Raw genomic sequence first — 19,255 nt, 5'->3', positions numbered from 1 at the left:
TTATTCATTTTTTTCTCTCATTTTTTAATTTTTCTAATGCTCAGCTTAAGTTATTTCAAATGTTAACAACTTTTATGCGCTCTTCTCCGTAAGTCATGAAAAAAACAATATGCTTAAATTTTATATCCCTCTGTTTTTTCCACTTACTCCAATAATAACCCACAAATTTTACTTTTTCAACACATTAATAGTTAATTATACTAAAAAAAATTTAATATAATAATATTTACATATGTTTTTAACAAATATTTGTTTTTACTCTTCGAGTGGTATAAATTTAACTTGGAGAGTTTAATTAGATTAACATGAACGTTTTAATAAAAAACATTAGAAAAAAAATAATAGAACAACATTTGACCGTGCGCGCTTTAGAAAAAAAAGGCGGGTTGAAAAATGCTGCTCTTCACAATTTTCTGTCGGGAAGGGTAAAGAACCCTAGCCTAGAAAAGATTCTATCTATTGCAAAAGCCTTAGATTGCTCTTTATCCGATCTTATTGAAGACCATCAGGCCCTAGCTGCTCAATGGGACCCTTCTTTGTACTCTAATGTTTTATCTCTTGTGGCTTCTCTGTTAGAGCAACAAAATCTCTATCTGACAAAAATTCAAATAGATAAAATTATCGAAGAGATATATTCCTATTCTCTCAAGCTCGCGCCTCCTTCTTTAGACAAAAATTTTGCAAATTGGGTTATTGAAAAGCATTCATCAAAAAAAGACTTGTGATTTAATAACCTATCTCATTCTATATAGTCGATCTTGAAGAATAGGATTTAGGAATTTAAAAGAAGGGGTTGTCCTTTATAACATATTTCTACATTATCTAGGACAGCCCCTGTTGTTATGTTAAATCTAAGTTCTCATTCATCAATCCCTGAATAGAGTTTACTAAAGCTTTATACTGAAAGGTTTCTCGATCTTTTTTAGAAATAAACTGAGTTTTTATGATGAGAGTTTCAATAACTCTACCCCCCTGCCCTTCATTGTCACAGAGTCTTTCAACAGAAAGCCAAGGGAAATCTATTTTTTTTCTTAAAGTTTCACAGTTTTTGATATTTCTGTTTTTTACATGGATCTGTTTTTCAAGCTGCATTGGCCCAGAAACATACAAATTACCAACAGAGTCGTCAGGGTATTGAGAAAGTATACTAAATAAGGGATTGCTCAGAGAAAGGATATGTTCTCCTTTCACATTTTGTTCTTCATACTTTTGGAGACGTTCTTTCGGATTTTTTTCCCATAAATTTAATGTTTCGATTTTTGAAACCTCGTGGGGGAAAAAATTAATATGAAAAGGTAAATTCATCGCTTGTTTTTTAATTGTTTGAATACTTTTTATATTAATAGAGCCATCTTGTTGAACATCTATGTCAGTTTTTATTAACTTTACACAGTGCTCAGGAATGTTTTGAGGGATTTGCTCATAGGTTGGTATTCTTTCGTCTAAAACCAATGCCATTTTACCTGCAAGAGCTGGCGGAAACCCCTCCTCCATATTAAAAGATTGCTCAGTCGGATCACTCCAGTAAGTTTTTCCTGTTTTTCCAATGACCTTTACGATGACATGATTAAATGATCCAGCATAGGGAAGAGAAAAGATCTTCGAAGGTTTCAAAACTCCATATTCCACAAGGGCCACATTAGCTTTGTATCCAAGATGTCTCAAAATAGACACCATAAAAGCACTATAATCTTTGCAGTCTCCTTTTTTAGATTGTGCAATTTTTTTCATATTCTGAGGAAAACTAGATCTTTTCAAATTAGAAGTAGTAACCTCATACAAAAATCCATGCTCTCCATGAAGGTGTTTTTGAATAGCATTAAGTTGATGAACTTCTTTTTTCTGTTTTTGAGTCTCTTCAAGAATTTTGTAAAAGTTTTGAGGCAAAGGTTGTTTAATAACCTTTTCATATTTCTTTGCCATCTTTCTACCAAAATCCTCCCAGTCTTTGATTGTAGATACAGAAACCCATGTTAAGTCTCTGTGATCAAGCATCTCATCATTTTCATTCACTAGATCATGAGAAATGGGATTCAAAAGTTCTATTGTTGCTTTATAAAACAAATCCTCTTTCTCTTTTTTGATAAATAAAGATCCAGAGGGGTCATTATATTCAAGATATAAAGGAAGTTTCGAATCTATAACCAGCCTCCCCTTCTTCCAATAAGCCCCCTTCCCAAAATGATATTTCAGTGAAACTTCTTTTTTCAAAATAGGATGATTTTGAGTAACTCTATATTTCAAATAAATTTTTGAAGATTTTTTATTTTTTGAGTGAAATAAATCGTGCATATCTGGCAACGGGATAGTGATAAGCTTCCATTTATAAAAAGAATCGTCTTCGTCCTCAACTTCCTTTTCTGTAATAGATTCAGGAAGTATCTTGTATTCTCGAAACCCATTTATTATTTTGCCATCAAGCAGTTTAAATGACCCCCCTTCCCTCAAATATAGTTCCCAATCGTAATTTTCTCTGTAGTCGTTTATTTTAAATTGAATTTCTGTGACAGATTTAGATTTTCCTTCTTCATCAATTAAAATTCTTTGTTCATAAAAATCACAAACATAAGGAACTTCCCCCAATACAGCCCATCTAGATTCTACAGAAACATAAAAACAGGAAGTTATTAAAATTATGGTTATAAGGACAAGTTTGATATTTGATTTATTCATAAGAGGCCCCTGTATTGTTTTTTATAGATAAATTTTATCTCAGAAAGTTAAAAAAAGATAATAAAGAAAAAAAGCTGTCTTAGTGGCATGCCAGCATACTGGCTTTTATATTATTTATCTAAAAAATTTTAAGGCAATTTTTTGACAGCATGGCGGCATGCTGGCCATAAAATAAAGACGGCATGCCGCTAAGCCGTCAAGACATCTTGCTGTCTTTTTTATTTAATCACTAAAAGCTGGTTTACCGGCATGACGGCTTTTCTATATTTTCTTTATAATACCTCTACTTTTACAAGAAAGTACTATCGTTATAAAAGCTGTCTTGGCGCCATGCCGGCATAGTGGCTTTTATATTTTTTAGAAGCTGCAAAAAATTTAATTAGCAGCAAACCGTCTTAACGGCAACCTGGTTTGGTGGCTTAATGGCAAGACAGTTTGCCGGCTTTACAAAACGATAACAATGCTTTATATTAGATATTATAAGGAGAGAAACATGATTATTAGTTTTTTAAATCAAAAGGGGGGAGTAGGAAAGACTACTCTCGCAATTAATGTTGCTGGTTATTTAGCCAGCAAAGGCCTCAAGATATTAGTGATTGACGCTGACGAACAAAGAAGCTCTCTAAATTGGGCAAGAATGAGAGAAATAGACCCTATTTTTACTACTGTTGGAATGCCAGAACCAATTTTGCATAAAGATGGAGTAACCTTAGCCAAAGAGTATGATCATGTGATCATAGATGGTCCTCCACGAGTGTATGCAGTTGCTAGATCAGCTATAGTTGCAAGTGATTTAGTGGTAATTCCTGTTCAACCATCTCCATATGATGTTTGGGCTGCAGAAGAAATTATTAACCTCATAAAAGAAGTAGCAGTCCCACTTTCTGAGATAAAAAAAATAAAACCGGCCTTCTTAATCAATAGAAAAATTCATGGAACCGCTATTGGTAGGGATGTTCAAGATGCTTTAGCACAATATAGTATACCTTGCTTGAAAACGGCTATCCATCAACGCGTCGTTTATGCGGATACTGCGGCAGAAGGGAAGACTGTTCTAGAGCAAGATACAAACAAACAAGCAAAAGAAGAAATGATGTCTCTAGGAGAAGAAATTTTAAATTTTGAGAGGTAAATAAAATGGCAAAAAAAATTACTTTTAAATCTATGAAAAACGTTGATGATTGGATCATGAGCGATAAAAGAGGAACAGATGAACAGTTTAAGCCTCTACAAAAAAATGAAGAAGCTCCGATCATTAATTTAAGAAAATTAACCATCAGGATCCCTGATGAACTCTATGAAGAATTTAAATTATCTTGCGTGAAAAAAAGAATAAATATGACTAAATTTATAGAGGCAATGATTATAAAAAGCCTGGATTCTGAGTAAATTTACACACTTGGCCACACACGTCAACACAAAGCTTGACAACCTCCATTTTTATGTTTATCTTTGTAATTATAATAGTAAAACGTAGGTATATATGACTAAGCAACACATAGATCACAAATCAGAAAAAGTAAAAGTGCAGCTTTCTCTTCCTAGAGACATACTCGATAGGATAGATGAGGATGCATCTAAATCTTATGTAACTAGATCTAGCTGGGTTATAAAAGCTTCTCTTCTGTTATTAGAGAAGAGAGAAAAGGAAAAAATTGAGATGATTGTAAAAGGAAAATAAAAAACCCAGAGTAAATCTGGGTTCTTATTTCTTGCGTAGAGCAAGAGTGTAATCAATTTGATACTTCATTATACTCAATCCTCGCAAGAAATCAATAACAATTCGTAAACTTTTGTTTATTGAAAAGGGCAAGATATGAGCAATTTATTAATTAACGAACCTCCATTGATGGTTTTACCGTCATTGGCTTCCAAAATAGGACTTAACGAAGCTATCGTTCTACAACAGATTCATTATTGGTTAAATCCAAAAATTAATAAAAACTACAAAGAAGAAAAACACTGGGTTTATAACTCTTATGAGCAATGGCAAGAACAATTTACTTTTTGGTCAATAGATACCATAAAAAGGACAATCACAGCCTTAGAAAAGCTAGGGTTATTAATATCTAAAAATTTTAATTCCTCAAAGTTTAATAAAACAAAATGGTATACGGTTGATTATGAGAAACTCAAGCTCCTAACATCGTGCACTGATCGATCAGCGCAAAGTGCCCTATCGATGAAAGCAAACTCCACTATTGATCAGTGCAAAATGCCTTCATCTTATATAGATACAGAGACTACTACAGATAATAAAACTTCCCCCTCTCTCCCCCAACCAATTCTGAAAGAAGAAAAGAGGGGAGGGGGGTTAATAAAAGAATATGATTTAGGAAAAAAAGAAATGTTCTCTCAAAATAATAACAAAGCCCTCTTTTTCAAAAACCAGAAGACCGTTGAACAGGAGAAACAACAGCCTTTCGTTATCAATCCATTAGCTCAACATATGGTAGATATTTGGGATCAAACAGTCAGAGAAGGGCAGGGGAGTAAAAGCTATTTAAGAGGTCCTAGACAAACAAATCTTCTGTACGTGCTAGAAACTTACTTTGATCATAATTTAGAAAACTGGAAAAAATTTTGTTCAATAATTACCTCCAGTAAACATTTGATGGGAGAAACAGACGCTAAATTTACTGCTGGAATAGATTGGGTTATTGCACCAGAACACGTAGAAAAAATCTTAGAAGGAAAGTATAGAGCAGATAGAGGAGTATTCACGAAAGACCCCTATGAATCTGCCAGAAAGATTTTTGACTTTCTTTCTGGTGACGACCTAAACTACTATAAAAACTTTTATGTGGAAGAAAGACAAAAAAAAGATCCCTCCTTCTCTATAGACGAAAATGATCCAGCATTGTTTACTTCAGGCTATTTTAAGCACTTTGTTGTAACAGAACTTATGAAAAAGTTTTTGCCAAAAAAGTAATTTTTTATTAAAAAGTAAATTCCTTGTTTTCCGCTTTGTACGGAGCTTGTTTGCCTGAAAGATTATGAATATGCCCAAATATTATATTAGGGAGCAAGGGTGTCTTTTCCTTATGAGGGAATAAAACATGGTCTTCTTCAAAAGCACTATTCACGAATACATCTTTTCTGACTGAACTCTTAAACCCGTAAGAATAATCAAACTTATCATAGTAAGACTCTTCATTTTCTGCATAGTAGGTGGATTCTTTATAAGGGTAGTGAGAGTGATATAGCAGAACAAAAGCATCTTCTTTCTTACCTACAAAACGATCACCCAGTTTTGTTCTTATGGCTTCAGAAATGCTCTCCTGGCCTTTTTGGTGGGTTTTTCTAAACCCAATCAAATTATCTAGGCAGACATCACAGACATCAAAAGAACTGTAAAGGTTGAGGCCACATGCAGATACCTCTTCTTCCTTAGGAACAAACATTTTTATAACCCGACTACTATCCTTAACCCACAAGCTCGTGATATCGTCTACCAACTGAGCTTCTGAGTGACCATTGCCTACGTGGCTTAAATACTTATGGCATTGTTTTGGGCCACTAATCGTTGATCCTGCGCTAGCCCAATCAACGATGACGTTCTCTTTTTCCTTATGAAACAATTCCCCAAAAGCTGCTGTTTTTAAGTATGTATTGAAAGTTTTTTTACCTTCTACTGCAGCTCTGAAGCTGCTTACCATCATATGGTTTTTCCATTTGTCTTCAGCAGTTAAATTAGCAACAAATTGAGTTTTCTTCTTAGAGGAGTCATCATCGAGATTTAGAACAAACTCTCCGGAAAAAGATACTCGAGTTGTGTATTCTAGTAGTTTTTTTTGAGTATGCCCCTCTTTAGCTGGAGTTAATCTACAAAGGTGTACTCTTTTGGAAATCCCCAATTTTTCTAAATCTTCAGGAAGATCTTGTGTTGAGTCTGCGGCAGCAGCGGAGTGAGCACAGTAGGCAGATCCCAGAAAAAACCCTCCTATCCCCACAACCATCATTTTTCTAAAATTTACACTCATTTTTACCCCTCATCTTAAAAACTCGTTCGAACATAAACCCATTATTTTATCATTTCAATAGGTTATTTTTTTACAAAATAGGAAATGGGTTGTTTCTTCTGTTTTTCTAGACCTTGTTTTTTGAAAGAAATTTATCATCAGTATATGGTAGTTTAAAGCAATTACGTTTGTCTGATTTTTACCTAGAGATTTCTTTCACTTTTCCATTGTTAATCTCTACAATGATAGAAAACTCTTCCAAATTTCCCAGACCTTCCCAAACACTTCTAAATCTGTTGAATTTAAATCCTTTTGATTTAAGGGTAGCAGATAGTTCTTTAGAAAGAGTATCAGTAAAAGAAATCTCTAAAGGAACACCAATTTCTTTTTTAGACTTTTCTATAAAAATTCCGCCAACTTTTTCCCAGTCTTTAAGAGTCTTTGTATTTTTAAGTGATTCCTTTAGAGAGAGGAGGGCACCTAGGAGCTGCTCTTCAGATAGGGATAAGAGATCAGCTTTTTCAATAAAAGATCCATACTTAATTTGTTGAGATATTTTTTTCTTACGTTCTTTAAGTTTGATGAGTGCTTCCATCTGTTGCAGCCGAACTCTCTGTTGTTCTACTTTTTTGCGCTTTTGTTCAAGAGATGTCATTTTGCAAGACGTTCCTTAAAAAAGTTTTTCCCTTTTTGTTTCCAGATATTAATGTTTTTAGGATCCCCCATTTCACCTTCTGCAGCCTCTTTGAGAAACCCAGCAAGCATCATAATTCCTTCAGGATCGTGTTTAAGACTATTCGTTTTATCCTGAATACCAAACACTTCTGGAAGCCCAGATTTAACCAGAATCTCTCCCAAGAGTGAGTGAATAATATTTGGATTGTTCACCATATTCCTACTTCTATTCTCTACAGTTTTCATGTCTATCTCCTCTAAGCGGCCGGACAAGCCTTATTAAACCAACAATAAAACAAAAACTAAAAAAATGCAACAACAAAGATAAAATAAGTAGGAAAAGAAAAATGGTATACGCAATATGCAAACTCATTTCATGAGCTTGCGAAATCTGATAGAATCTGCTACTGTTGGAGATATTGATTAGAAACTTAATGTTTTTGGTTGATGTGAGAAAAGTAGAGAAAGAAAGTTTTGTTGGTTTAGAATGGCGATTCAATTTGCAAGAATGGAATATGTTTCAAGGGGAAGTGGAAATGCTTGTCTTAAGAGTGCCTATAATCAGAGATCTAAGATTAAAGATGAGCGCAGTGGGAAGACCTATTCTTTTGCAGCAAGAGGAGGGAATATCCATTCTGAAGTCATGCTGCCAAAGGGGGTTTCTTCTCGGTTTTTATCTCCTTCAGTGTTGTGGAATGAAGTAGAGAAGTTCGAGACTCGGAAGAACAGTCAACTTTTGAAGGATCTAGTTTTAGCTCTGCCTGATAACGAAGAAATTACTTTGGAGGATCGTGTGGAGTTGTGTCGGCGATTTATTGATCAGAATTTTACGTCGAAGGGATTGGGTGTTCAGTTCGATATTCATGAGCCTCATCACAAGCAAGATAAAAATTGGCACGCTCATCTTTTAATTACAACGCGTCGGTTTAGGTCTGATGGAGAGAGTTTAGATTCTCGTAAAGCTCGGGATTTGGACGGCATCGTGAGAAAAGGATTTGTTTTAGAGGCTAATCGGTGGGGAGAGATTTGGCGAGATCTTCAGAACGAGTATTTTAAAGAGAAGGGTTTAAGCGTCCGAGTAGATACCATAGGAGTTGTACCTCAAGAACATTTGGGTCCTGTGCGGATGCGGTCCCATATGAGCGAAGTATTGTCGAGAGGAGAAATGAGACAAGCTGCAAATATCGAGGCTTCTTTGGATGCAGGTAATATTTTAGAACTTTTAACGAAAACTTCTTCTACGTTTACGGATCAGCACGTTAAGGGATATTTAGAAAAACAGGTGCCAGAATCTCTTAGGGATAAAGTGAGAGAGAGTCTTTATGGGAACGCTAATCTAGTGCGACTGCATGATAAATCAACAGGAGAATTGACGGGACTGTATACGACGAAAGATGTGCGCTTTGAAGAAGAACAGATGATGCGTTTGGGAGAGCGTATTGAGAGATGTTCCGGTGTTGTTGTTGAGGAGGAAAATTCTCGATCTATTGTGGATAGGTGTACGTTCTCAAAAGAGCAAGAGGAAGCCTTTAGATATGTTTTAGACTCTCGTTATGGTCTTCGGGTTATCCAGGGTAGGGCAGGGACGGGGAAGAGTTATTTGTTGTCTGGATTAAGGGCAGTTTTTGAATCTGCTGGACAAAAAGTTTTTGGATTGGCCCCTACAGGAACAGTTGTGAGGGATTTGAGGGCCCAAGGGTTTGATTCTTCCTTTACGGTTCATGATTTTTTGTTTCGATATAAGAATAATCGATTAAATGTGGAGGCAGGGTCTGTATTTATTGTGGACGAAGCAGGAATGGTTGGTCATGGGGCGTTTGGGGAGTTATTAAAAGTTGTTCACCAAAAGGGATGTAAGATAATTCTGGCAGGTGATGATCGCCAGCTGAGCTCAGTTGAGCGAGGAGGCATGTTTAAAGTTTTTGCGGAGAAGTTCGGGGCAGTTGAGTTGACTGCGGTGAGACGGCAAGAAGTTGATTGGCAAAGACGTGTTTCTGAGAAACTATCCCAAGGCAATGTTCAAGAGGCTGTAGGCCTCTTAGAGACCCAGGGACGTATTTATTGGGCTAACAGCAAGCCAGAATCCTTATCCCAGCTAGTAGAGGCTTATACAGCGTCTGTTATGGAAGATAAGACCAAGTCACGGTTAATTTTAGCCCATAGTAACCTTGAGGTTGATATTCTCAATCAGGCTATTCGACGAGTTATGCAAGCCGCAGGAAAAGTAGACTCTAAAGAATATCTCTGTGAGACAACGCGAGGGGAAGTTCTTTTTGCCGTTGGGGATCGGGTCCAATTTACAGAAAGAGATAAGCATCTCGGTTTAACGAACGGAGAGTTTGGAAACCTCATTAAAGCTTCTCCTCAAGAGTTTGTGGTTGAAACAGATCGAGGACAGACCTTTAGGTTTGATCCAAGGACATATGGAGGATTAAGACTTGGGTATGCTGGAACGGTCTATAAAGGGCAGGGGAAGACGGTAGATGAAGCGTATGTTCTTCATAGTCCTTTGATGAATCAGAATCTGAGCTATGTTTCTCTTACGCGGCAGACTCAGGACGTTCGTTTATACGTTTCTCAAGATGAAACAAAAGATACTCACAAGCTCATTACTCAAATGAGTCGCAGCGATCATCGGATTACGACCTTAGAATTCCATACAGCGAGAGAAATTGAAAGAGAAAGAAAAACACAAGAATCTGCCATTCAACGGCTCGCTTATGCCGTTGGGGATAGAGTCCGTAGTGGTATTCAGCATTTTACAGATAGAGTCCCTAATGCTTCTTTCTATAATCTCCCTGCTCAGTCAACAGCTTTTGAAGGGCATGTAAGTTCACAGGATGCTTTGAAGCGGTGGGAAAAAGAAAAACTGAAGGAAGACAAACATGTTGGTGAATCTAGTTTAGAGAATGAGCAGACTCCTTCATATACCCCTCAAAAGACAAATTCTTACGATTTAGATAGAATTGAAGGAGATCTTAAGAAAAATGTGAAGAGCTTTGCCCTTCATCTTCTGGGGAAGCCTGATTCTCAGTATTCTACCCGTACGGAGCTTTGTTTTAAGACTTCGAATGGCAAGACCTTTGTGAATACGGAAACAGGTCTATGGTATGACTTTAAAACCTCTGAGGGCGGAAACCTGTTTGCCTTGATTCAGAGAGAGCGGGGTGGAGAGTTTAAAGATTCTCTAGCTTATGCAGCTTCTTATTTAGGATATGGATCTGATTCCCTCACGAGCAAGCCACAAGAGCTTTCTCAACCTATTGATTCTTCAGTCTCAGACAGAGAAATAATGGCAGGAAACCTGAAAGATATTGAAAAGGTAAAGAAAGCCCAATCTTTTTATGAGAAGACCCAGTCTGTGACAGGGACTCTTGGAGAAAAATACCTACAAGATCATCGATCTATTCAGGGTCCTCTGCCTGGTGATGTTCGGTTCATCAACAAGATCTATAACAGTGAAACAAAAACAGAATTGCCAGCTCTTGTATCTTTTATGAGGAACAAGGCAGGAGACATCACAGGGTATCAAACAATTTACTTAGATGAGACTGGGCAAAAGGCAGATCTCTCTATTGTTAAACGCAGCCAAGGGCTTCTAAAAGGATCCTTTGTGGAGGTTCAAAAGGGGGAGGGGCCTGTTTATTTAGCAGAAGGACTGGAAACAGCTCTGAGTCTCAAGGAGTCTGGACTTCAAGGAACGATTCTTGCAGGTCTTGGGATCTCTAACCTCAAGAATTACGAGGGAGACATCAAGGACGTCATCATTTGTGCGGACCACGACGAAGTCAACTCAATTACTCATCAAACACTCGAAAAAACCCAACATATTTTGCAAGAAAAGGGATATAGTGTGAACACAATTTATCCAAAAGAAGAGGGGAGAGATTTTAATGATGTTCTTATTCAAAAAGGGAAAGAAGCAGTCTTTGAAGCCTTTAAACAATTCCATCCCGAAAAAGTTAAATCTTTTAGGGATCGGGATGCAATTCAAGGGCGGCATGAAACACAGAAGGACTTGGTTGAACAAAATCCTTCAAAAGATCAGAGAGTTGTTTCTCTAAAGGATTTAGAGGCTGATTATGAACGTAAAGTTTCTGACATTTATAAAGAAAAGTTAGGGTCAGCATGGACCAAATATAAAGCAGAAATTAAGGAAATTACTGCAATAGCCGCGAAAGATTCTATAAGTGTGGAAAATCCACCTAAATCACTCTCAGACGAAGTGGTATTATTTGCTCAAAATCAACACTATGTTCGGCGGGTACCATCCATAGAACAAACCCTTTTAGATAAAGATCCTTCTTCCTCTTGGATGAAAGTGAAGATTGAAGCCAAATACATTGCGGCTATTGAATCCCGTTTGTATGGAGCAGAACGAGAAAAATCCTCAATAGTTTCTCCAGCCACACTTCAACATGTGCAGGAAAAGGCCTTAGAAAAGTTTGGGGCCGTTCCAGATCGTATTAATCACTATGAAACGCAATTTAAAAAAGAAGGCATTACAGATCCTCTCCAACTTCATTTCTTATCTCGACAAGCGGTAATGTTTGAAGCAAAGGTGGGGCAAGTTCCAACGTCTCATCAATTGAAGGCGTTCAAAGAAGCCTCTGTCCTTGCAGCCAAAAACTATCAGGGACACTGTAAGGAACATGAGGAAAAACTTTTAGAAGCAGGGCACAATCCCACAGGGAACAACAGGACCTTGATTGACATGGTGTCTAAATACTGTGTTCATCAAGAAATGGACAAGATATCAACGCACATCCTAGATAAAGGAACACCTCCTTCTTCCAAAGACCTTGGGTCCTACGTTCATGAATCCCTAAAGGAATTTAGAATCTCCAGGGATGCTTATCTAAAACAAGAAAAAGAAATGAAGACGCAAGAAACTCAGAAAACTAATGAGCAAAGACAGAGTCAGATTGGTAGAAGTATGAATGGTGGAATGGATATCTAGATTGGTCAAATTATTGATTTCTGCATCAAAATAGTCCAAAAAATAATTATTTTTCCTAACCATATTGTTCTATAGTTCATCCTGGACTACCATTCCAGGATGAACTGTAGAACAAGAGTAGTGAATAAAAAGGTCTTGGCCAAAAAAATGAAAAACATCAATGGAGTGAGGGGGGTGTAATAGACCCTGAAGAAGGTCGATACATATTATTGCCATCTGTCTCCCCCTAACAAAATAAAGAGTGTGGCATGCGCGACAGATGGGGATACCTAGCGTTTTCGGTAATGAACCTAGCCACACACTAAGCAATCTAGGAGATCTTCACATTTCTGTTCAAGGAGAATCTTTGTCAAAAAAGTCCTTTTTTTAAGGGGGATTTTGTTAGGGAAAACTCACCCAGCTTATTTCTGTTTTGAAAAACGTAGAGTAGATCTGATTTAGGAAGGTTTAAATAAAAAACCATTCCAATTTTTACTTTCGTACGGCTTTCAAAAAGGAGCAAAACAAAAGATTTTTCTACTAGAAAAAGTTTTTAATAAAAAGGATAAAAAGGACTGTCTTATAGTTAATATCTTTCCTATTGGAAAATCTGTTGATTTTTTAGGGAAAATGGTTTTTAAGTCTAAACATTAAAGAAATGAGGTAAATAAAATGAAAATGCAAACTAAAATCACTAAAATTTTGCTTGGAACGCCTATTTTTTTGGCAGTGATGGCTAACGATGGATTGGCTACGGCCTTAGAATATAGAGAGAACCCTGGAAATGAGCTGACAGCACATCCATTTGAGATCTCTTCTGTAGAAGTTCCTCAACTTGGAGATTCTAGTGATAGATCTCTTGTAGAAGCGATTGAAAAACTGGAGGTTGCCGACAAACCTTTTGATGAATACGAAGAAGATGGAATGGTAGTATGCAGGTTTAAACAGAAGAAATATTTAGGGAATGAGTTTGTTGGTAATTACCCATTACCATTTGTTAAGAATTATAAGAAAGAAACTGAGGAAAGGTGGGTACGTGATGATGATCAGAAGGTTTCCAAGCGTGTGATTGAATCGTTCTATATAAGAGGGGGTGGACTATAATCTTTCTTCTACACAGGAAACTTGGGAGGCTAAAGGTGTCGAAGGAGATATTGTTATTCCGATTGATGAAATTAAGTGGGTGAGAAATCCTGTTGCTCCTCCTGCTGAGCCGCAAGCCGCTCCTGCAGCACAATCTACTGGTGGGGGTGGTGGAAAGAAAAAGCCATCCAATTTCATTGCTAGATTGTTTAAATAACGGTTGATGGAAAAAGCACTTAAGCTGAAGGAAGAGCTTTAATCAATAATTTGAAGAGCTCTTCCTTCTTTTGACGAACAAAAAGATACAAAAATAAATTAAGTTTGATTTCTAGGGAGATTGTGTATGAGTAGATTTGTTTTTCGGTTTATGTTTATTCCTATTCTTTTATGGAGCAACCTAGCGTTGGGTTCTGTTTCGGAGGAGTTTTTCAAAAATCCTTCTTTTGATCCCTCTGGCAGTCACATCTCTATAGAGATTCAGAAAAATAGAGGAGCGAACAGTCTGAGCTTAGAAATTTACAATCTTGATGATTGTAGACGCAAGACGCTTTTAGTATCAGACCTAAACATTCTTTTTGAACAAGAAGGAAAGCAAAGATATGTAAGCCAATATCAGGGGTTCAATTTAGATTTTTTCTTAGATGATTTGGGTAATGTGGAAATTTTCTCTTTAGAAACAACAAGGGATGTTTCTTTTACTGTACCAGGGATTTTAAGGACGAATTTTGTTAACTCTGTTGCTAATGTTTTTTTTCAGAGCCGTTCTTACGAGAATTTAGATTCATTTATGTTCGGGCAGTTTGCTAAAATTATCACAATCCAAGGGGAAATTTTTAATGGCGGGCTTTTTAAAGGAAGAAATCTTACACTAGAAAGCCCTTTAGAGATTACCTTGTCACGAGGATTGATTAAAACCTTTCAAAGTACTTTAGAGGCGCCTTCTGTTACTCTTGCTCATAAGAGTGAAATCATTTCCTCAAAGTTGAGTATTAAAGCTGAAAAAACTTTGAAATTAGATTCAAGCAATATCTTTTCTACAAGTGTTTCGGTAGATTCCCTAAACTTTCTTATGAATCAGTCATATTTTTATGTGAAAGATCCATTTTCTTTTAAAGGCAAAGCCTATTATGCAAAGAATGGAAGTGTTTTGCGGGGAGAAAAAACAGTCACGCTTAGCATAGAGCATTTTAGAAATTTAAGATCAACTTTAAGGTCTGCGGAGAGTTTATTTATAAATTTCTTAGGAAATCAGTCTTTCAAGAATGAGGGAGGAGAGATTTATTCTGAAGCCGATCTATTTATTCTAGGCCCCCTGGCTATGTTTGAGAATAGGCAGGGAAGAATCCGAAGTAAAGGAGATCTTGAGTTAGAGGTTAGAACCCTACGCAATATAGAAGGATCTTTTATAAGAGGACAAGAAATTTCTGTTACAGCAGAAAAGATATACAACACAAATTCGACAATCAAAGCAGAAAACGCGTTAGACCTTCAGGCGAATGGGATTTCGAATGAATCCTTCTCTATTTTTGAGGGGCGTGAGGTTGTTATTAAAGTGGGGAAAGAAGAGGCTACACCCATTCTTGTCAATAAAGATTCCAACGTAAATGTTTTCGGTAAAACGCACGCTGAACGCTTACATAAGAAGAAAGAGCAAAAAGATTCTAAACAAGATAGCGCTGAAGACAGTAAGACAGAAGAAACTTCAGGCGGTACTCAAGATAAATTGTTGGGATCGCTTATGAATTTGAATGGTTCTTTTATTAGGGGTACTGAGTTAGTTCGGATTATTAGTAACGGAGAGATTATAAATGGAGATTTTTCTCGGATAGAAAGCCCTGTTGGAATGGTTGATTTGACGGTTCAGGGGCGTATTTTGAATCATGATAGAGCTCGTATTACAGGAAAAACTCAAACTCATCTCACAAGTGAGCAAGGCAATATCTTTAATAGCGATCAGGCTTTCATAATGGGGCAGGATGTAGCGTTAAAGGCCAAAGGCAACATTAATAATGTTCGAGGCATTATCACTGCTTCTGTCATAGCGACTCTTTCTGGTTCTCAGCTAGATAACGCCTCAGGTAATATTGCTACAATAGGGTCTTTGGATCTACGCCAAATCTCCAATATTTTCAATATGGATGGTAAAATAACCTCTGAAAATATTCTATTGACTGAGGGTTCTATCTTTCTAAATAACGAAAGAGGGGTAATTAAATCCAAAAGTGCCCTAAAGTTTCTTGACTTTAATACGTTACAAAAAGCTGGTGTTTCTTTGTTCGGAGCGAATTCAGGAGGGTGGATCGAATCTCAAGAGAAAATCATGTTTCTAGGAAAGAACATGGTTCCTTCTTATTTGAAGGGAACTTTTTTCGCTCCTGTTTTAGAGTTTGTTAACAGACCAGTTACAAGTTCAGGTGTATATGTTTCATCCATATTAGGATATCGCGATCCGTGGATTACTTTGAATTGTGACTCTCTGATTTTTAGGGATGATAAAAATTTAATTTTAAATGATAGTGTTATAGAGGGAATTCCCTACGAGTTATTTTTGGAAATTCAGCATTTTTCCAATAACAATGTTTTAAAGACGAAGAGAAAAATCCAGATAGATGCGATCAGGATTACAAATGAGGGAGATTTTACTCAGGTCGATCCATCAAGAGAGAATTTTTTTCCTTTTTCGTACATAAAAAATGTAAAAAATAATCCTTATTTAACTTCTTTGTTCAGAGATTTAGGATTTGATTTTACAAACCAAGAAGGAGTCATCAAATCGATGATTGAAGGTCCGGAAATTTATTTAGGGGCTACAGAACATATTATTAATTATGGCGGTTTGAAATCTCAAGGAGATATATTTTTAAGATCTCCCTATATACGAACAGGTTGGGGCATTGAAGATGAAGAAACAGAAATTTTAGAGGATGGTGGTGTTAGGAGAGATAAGTTTGACTGGACACATCACTTTTTCAAACCCCAACCCAATTGCTATATCAATGTTGGGGGGCAACTTCATGTGGATGGTGTCTCTGGGGGTAAATTTTTAAGTACACTGGGGCTTGTTCAGGTTCTTAAGGGGATGAGTATGGAACGAGTGAACTTGTTCTTAAACTTTGCGGGAACACTAACCATAGAAGATCAACCCGATGATTTTGAATGGAGAGTCCCTTATTTCCTCAACACGCTGGGAATCATTGATACCAGCATTGTAGCGCATCGCTATTGGCAGATTGATTTTGCTAACTCTGACCCCTCTCATTTTAATATTTTAAAAGGAAAACTTCAGCTCAAAGACGTTCTGTATGCCTTGAATGCGGCTAGTTTTCTGCATGGGCACGACGGTATTTTAATCGAGGGAATGCCGGACGCTCAAAAGACAGAATTTTTGGATACATTCAGTGGCCCAGATGGAAAAGTGTCAGCCCTTCTTCCTAGTAAAGCTGTTAACCAAAACTATGTGGAAACCTATGTGCGCACTGTTACAAAAACAGGGACTGATGTTTCCGTTTCTACTAATCGGATTTGTGGCATTAAAACGGGAAAGACGAAGACGTATACCCCCTGGAGATTAGATTACCCTGAGCAGGCTTCTCGTGGGGGAGTCCATGTTGCAGCCATGAGTAGTGCCGGGAAAATGGAAGCTAGGGGAGTGGATGAGGCAGTGCTTTCAGGGGGCATCCATGCAGCGAATATTACTCTAGAACCTAAAGAGTCTTTAGTTGCGGGGGATCAACGCAACATAAAAATGCCGGAAATAAAACAACTTCCAGATTTTGTAGAGGTTCTTCCTAATTTAACAGAGGCTCATAATCAACAGATTTATGAGATTGCCCCAGAAGATGCCCTCTATGTTTTGAAGACAAAGTTTTTAAGGGACAAGAGTCAAAAGATTCCTGTCGTGATTATTGAGGGGGAAGAAAAAATTCCTGATCTAGAGTCCTACAAAATGCTTTTGCATCCCGATGAGATTTCTCAAGCGATGATTCATATTTTACAAAAGCAACTTAACACAGGGTATGTGCCCTCTATGAAGACTACCTTTGATGCCACAAAATCGGCTTATAGGTCTGCTTTGGCTAAGGAGCCAGATGCACTTCAAAGAAGGGCATTTGCTCACTTACCCCAAGAAAATACTCTGAATGAAGATCCCCATTCAGACCTCTATTACAAAAACGTTCTTGTGATTAGACCAGATCAGGTGGAAGAGGGGCTGTATTTCGTACCCAGGATTATAGAGGGCAAAAAAGTTTTAGTGCCTGTTCTTCATTTAAAAAAGGGAACCATTAACCCAGCCTTAGGCCGTCCCGATGGGGCAAACATTGCCCAGGGTGATGTGCAGAAGGGGGAAGGTCAGTACATTATTGATACGGATGGGGCTGTTACCTTGGACGGAGTGAATATAGGAGAACATAAGTTCAAAGTAAGGGCCAGGAAAGGAATCGCCTCTACGACCCACTTCCATGAGATTCATGAACAAACAAAAAGTACAGAAGGAAAAGCGAATGGAGGATTTTGGTCTAATTCTACGAGAATGGAGACTAGAACTGAACATCATGTGACGACTGAATCAGGGTATCCCGCTATTTTTGGTTCAGATCCCGAAGGAATTGTTGAATTAGATGCGGAAGATTCAGACATTACTCTGACAGGAGCAACTCTTGTAGGAGGAGATATCAATCTTCACGGATGGAAGGTCCTTCTGCAAACCCTTGATCTAGAAGAAAAGAGAGTGAATGAAGATGGTCAAGACATCATCGTTCCCACGTATGTACAATCTTTAGTTTTAGGGTCAAAAAAAGGGTTCATTACAGTCAAGATTTTTGAAAACCAGGGCTCTAAATACATCACTTTGGGCAGTTCAAAAATTGTTGCTGAGTATGTGATCAAACAGGCCTATAAAGCCCGGGAATATTGTCATAAAAAAACTTGTAAGGTGGTTGAGGGGATGTTTTCTGCAGGGGCGACGGAAGAAGCCTTTTATCACCATGTCATGAGCACGCCAGAACTTCAAAGTTTTTCAGAGAACCTAGAACTTGTGAGTCAGCTCATTGATTTGGAAGGAATCGTTCGCGCTCCATCAGGAGATCTGGTTTTTGAAGGGGGACGTCTTCAAACAGGGGCACAGGTTTATAAAAAAAGGCACACACTCAACTCGTTCACTGATACGGCTTTTGGGGGTGCGGAACAAAGTAGTTATACGGAGATTCCTGAGATTCCTCAAACTAACCTAGAATCTCAAAATATTCGTTTCAATACGGTAACTGCTGATATAAACGGAACCACCATCAAAACCCATAAAGTAACAGATAGTACGAAAGAAGGAATGCGCCTTGCCTCCATTGTGGGGGAAATGAAAAGATTCACTAGGTCTAGCCAAAGTGGGGCGTTTGGGACTCAATCTACCACGACAAAAAGTGGTCAAGAAGGAGAACGTCCTACTGTGTTGGATGTAGACAAATGGGAATCTATCTATCAACGACCTCAATTTACCAATGTGGAATGGAGTGATCTCAATACCCGCATTACAGGATTACCTCCAGAAGAGAAAATCCGAGTGCTCAGCTCTTGGATAGAAACGAGTAGTCATTCTAATGGCTTAGGAAAAGAAGGAGCTCTTATGGTGGCTATTGCGGTCACTGTTGCAACGGGTGGTGCAGGAGCTAGTAGTATAGGGGCGGCTATGGCTTATGGGGCCATGGGATATGCAGCCTCTCAAGCAGCAGTGAGTTTCTTACAAACGGGTGGTGATTTAGAGTCCACAGTCAAAGGACTAACCACCACTGATTCTATCCAAAACATGATCATTGCGGCAGGGACAGCTGGGGTTATGCAAGGAATATCTCCCTCCTTAAATAGTTCTATCAAGGATCTTCCGGTTCTGACTCGTAATTTTATATCAAGCACCGTGCAGACGGGGGTTCAA

12 protein-coding genes and 1 pseudogene are annotated in these 19,255 nt (G+C 37.7%); 9 read left to right on the top strand and 4 right to left on the bottom strand.

Annotated elements, in window-relative coordinates:
- Positions 1–305 precede the first annotated feature (305 nt).
- A complete protein-coding gene (locus WCG05_04235) occupies positions 306–725 on the top strand; it encodes a helix-turn-helix transcriptional regulator (GenBank protein MEI8321200.1) in 420 nt (139 codons plus the stop codon).
- 115 nt (positions 726–840) lie between these two features.
- Here WCG05_04235 and WCG05_04230 read toward each other — a convergent pair whose 3' ends face one another.
- Positions 841–2,673 carry a transglutaminase domain-containing protein gene (locus WCG05_04230; protein ID MEI8321199.1) on the bottom strand — a complete coding sequence of 611 codons (1,833 nt, stop codon included), beginning with the start codon at positions 2,671–2,673 and terminating at the stop codon, positions 841–843.
- Positions 2,674–3,166: 493 nt separating this feature from the next.
- Between WCG05_04230 and parA the strand changes: the two genes are divergently transcribed.
- The 4 genes and pseudogenes from parA to WCG05_04210 all read left to right on the top strand — a co-directional run bounded on the left by parA (position 3,167) and on the right by WCG05_04210 (position 4,822).
- A complete protein-coding gene (gene parA / locus WCG05_04225; protein MEI8321198.1) occupies positions 3,167–3,805 on the top strand; it encodes a ParA family partition ATPase in 639 nt (212 codons plus the stop codon).
- A 5-nt stretch (positions 3,806–3,810) separates the two neighbouring features.
- Entirely contained in the window at positions 3,811–4,062 is a 252-nt protein-coding gene (locus WCG05_04220) for a hypothetical protein (GenBank protein ID MEI8321197.1), read from the top strand.
- Between the two features lie 94 nt (positions 4,063–4,156).
- Complete coding sequence (locus WCG05_04215; protein ID MEI8321196.1) at positions 4,157–4,354, top strand: hypothetical protein; 198 nt, start codon at positions 4,157–4,159, stop codon at positions 4,352–4,354.
- Positions 4,355–4,489: 135 nt separating this feature from the next.
- Positions 4,490–4,822, top strand: a pseudogene (locus WCG05_04210) (replication protein).
- Between the two features lie 790 nt (positions 4,823–5,612).
- Here WCG05_04210 and WCG05_04205 read toward each other — a convergent pair.
- The 3 genes from WCG05_04205 to WCG05_04195 all read right to left on the bottom strand — a co-directional run bounded on the left by WCG05_04205 (position 5,613) and on the right by WCG05_04195 (position 7,556).
- Positions 5,613–6,656 (bottom strand): hypothetical protein, encoded by a 1,044-nt coding sequence (locus tag WCG05_04205; GenBank protein MEI8321195.1) that lies wholly within the window; start codon positions 6,654–6,656, stop codon positions 5,613–5,615.
- A 178-nt stretch (positions 6,657–6,834) separates the two neighbouring features.
- The gene (gene traD, locus WCG05_04200; protein ID MEI8321194.1) at positions 6,835–7,290 is read right to left on the bottom strand and encodes a conjugal transfer protein TraD; all 456 of its coding nucleotides are present in this window, start codon (positions 7,288–7,290) and stop codon (positions 6,835–6,837) included.
- Positions 7,287–7,556, bottom strand: coding sequence for a hypothetical protein (locus tag WCG05_04195; GenBank protein MEI8321193.1), 270 nt, complete (start codon positions 7,554–7,556; stop codon positions 7,287–7,289). Before WCG05_04195 ends, traD begins: the two co-directional genes overlap by 4 nt.
- 241 nt (positions 7,557–7,797) lie before the next feature.
- On the opposite strand from WCG05_04195, the gene WCG05_04190 reads away from it, so the two are divergent.
- From WCG05_04190 to WCG05_04175, 4 genes are all read left to right on the top strand, one after another.
- Positions 7,798–12,270 (top strand): AAA family ATPase, encoded by a 4,473-nt coding sequence (locus WCG05_04190; GenBank protein MEI8321192.1) that lies wholly within the window; start codon positions 7,798–7,800, stop codon positions 12,268–12,270.
- Positions 12,271–12,921: 651 nt separating this feature from the next.
- Positions 12,922–13,353, top strand: coding sequence for a hypothetical protein (locus WCG05_04185; protein ID MEI8321191.1), 432 nt, complete (start codon positions 12,922–12,924; stop codon positions 13,351–13,353).
- Positions 13,343–13,549 (top strand): hypothetical protein, encoded by a 207-nt coding sequence (locus WCG05_04180; GenBank protein MEI8321190.1) that lies wholly within the window; start codon positions 13,343–13,345, stop codon positions 13,547–13,549. The genes WCG05_04185 and WCG05_04180 overlap by 11 nt, the downstream gene beginning before the upstream one ends.
- A 126-nt stretch (positions 13,550–13,675) precedes the next feature.
- Positions 13,676–19,255 (top strand): DUF637 domain-containing protein (locus WCG05_04175; GenBank protein ID MEI8321189.1); only part of this gene is annotated, 5,580 nt, incomplete at its 3' end.

Source organism: Alphaproteobacteria bacterium (genome assembly GCA_037146715.1).
Taxonomy (GTDB): Bacteria; Pseudomonadota; Alphaproteobacteria; order UBA7879; family UBA5542; genus JBAWWO01.
This window is presented reverse-complemented; position numbering and strand designations above follow the sequence as displayed.

Bases quoted from the DNA above. Each gene is read 5' to 3' on its own strand.
- WCG05_04235 (MEI8321200.1), top strand. From the start codon at position 306: ATGAACGTTTTAATAAAAAACATTAGAAAAAAAATAATAGAACAACAT.
- parA (MEI8321198.1), top strand. From the start codon at position 3,167: ATGATTATTAGTTTTTTAAATCAAAAGGGGGGAGTAGGAAAGACTACT.
- WCG05_04190 (MEI8321192.1), top strand. From the start codon at position 7,798: ATGGCGATTCAATTTGCAAGAATGGAATATGTTTCAAGGGGAAGTGGA.
- WCG05_04195 (MEI8321193.1), bottom strand. From the start codon at position 7,556: ATGAAAACTGTAGAGAATAGAAGTAGGAATATGGTGAACAATCCAAAT.
- WCG05_04215 (MEI8321196.1), top strand. From the start codon at position 4,157: ATGACTAAGCAACACATAGATCACAAATCAGAAAAAGTAAAAGTGCAG.
- traD (MEI8321194.1), bottom strand. From the start codon at position 7,290: ATGACATCTCTTGAACAAAAGCGCAAAAAAGTAGAACAACAGAGAGTT.
- WCG05_04185 (MEI8321191.1), top strand. From the start codon at position 12,922: ATGAAAATGCAAACTAAAATCACTAAAATTTTGCTTGGAACGCCTATT.
- WCG05_04230 (MEI8321199.1), bottom strand. From the start codon at position 2,673: ATGAATAAATCAAATATCAAACTTGTCCTTATAACCATAATTTTAATA.
- WCG05_04220 (MEI8321197.1), top strand. From the start codon at position 3,811: ATGGCAAAAAAAATTACTTTTAAATCTATGAAAAACGTTGATGATTGG.
- WCG05_04205 (MEI8321195.1), bottom strand. From the start codon at position 6,656: ATGAGTGTAAATTTTAGAAAAATGATGGTTGTGGGGATAGGAGGGTTT.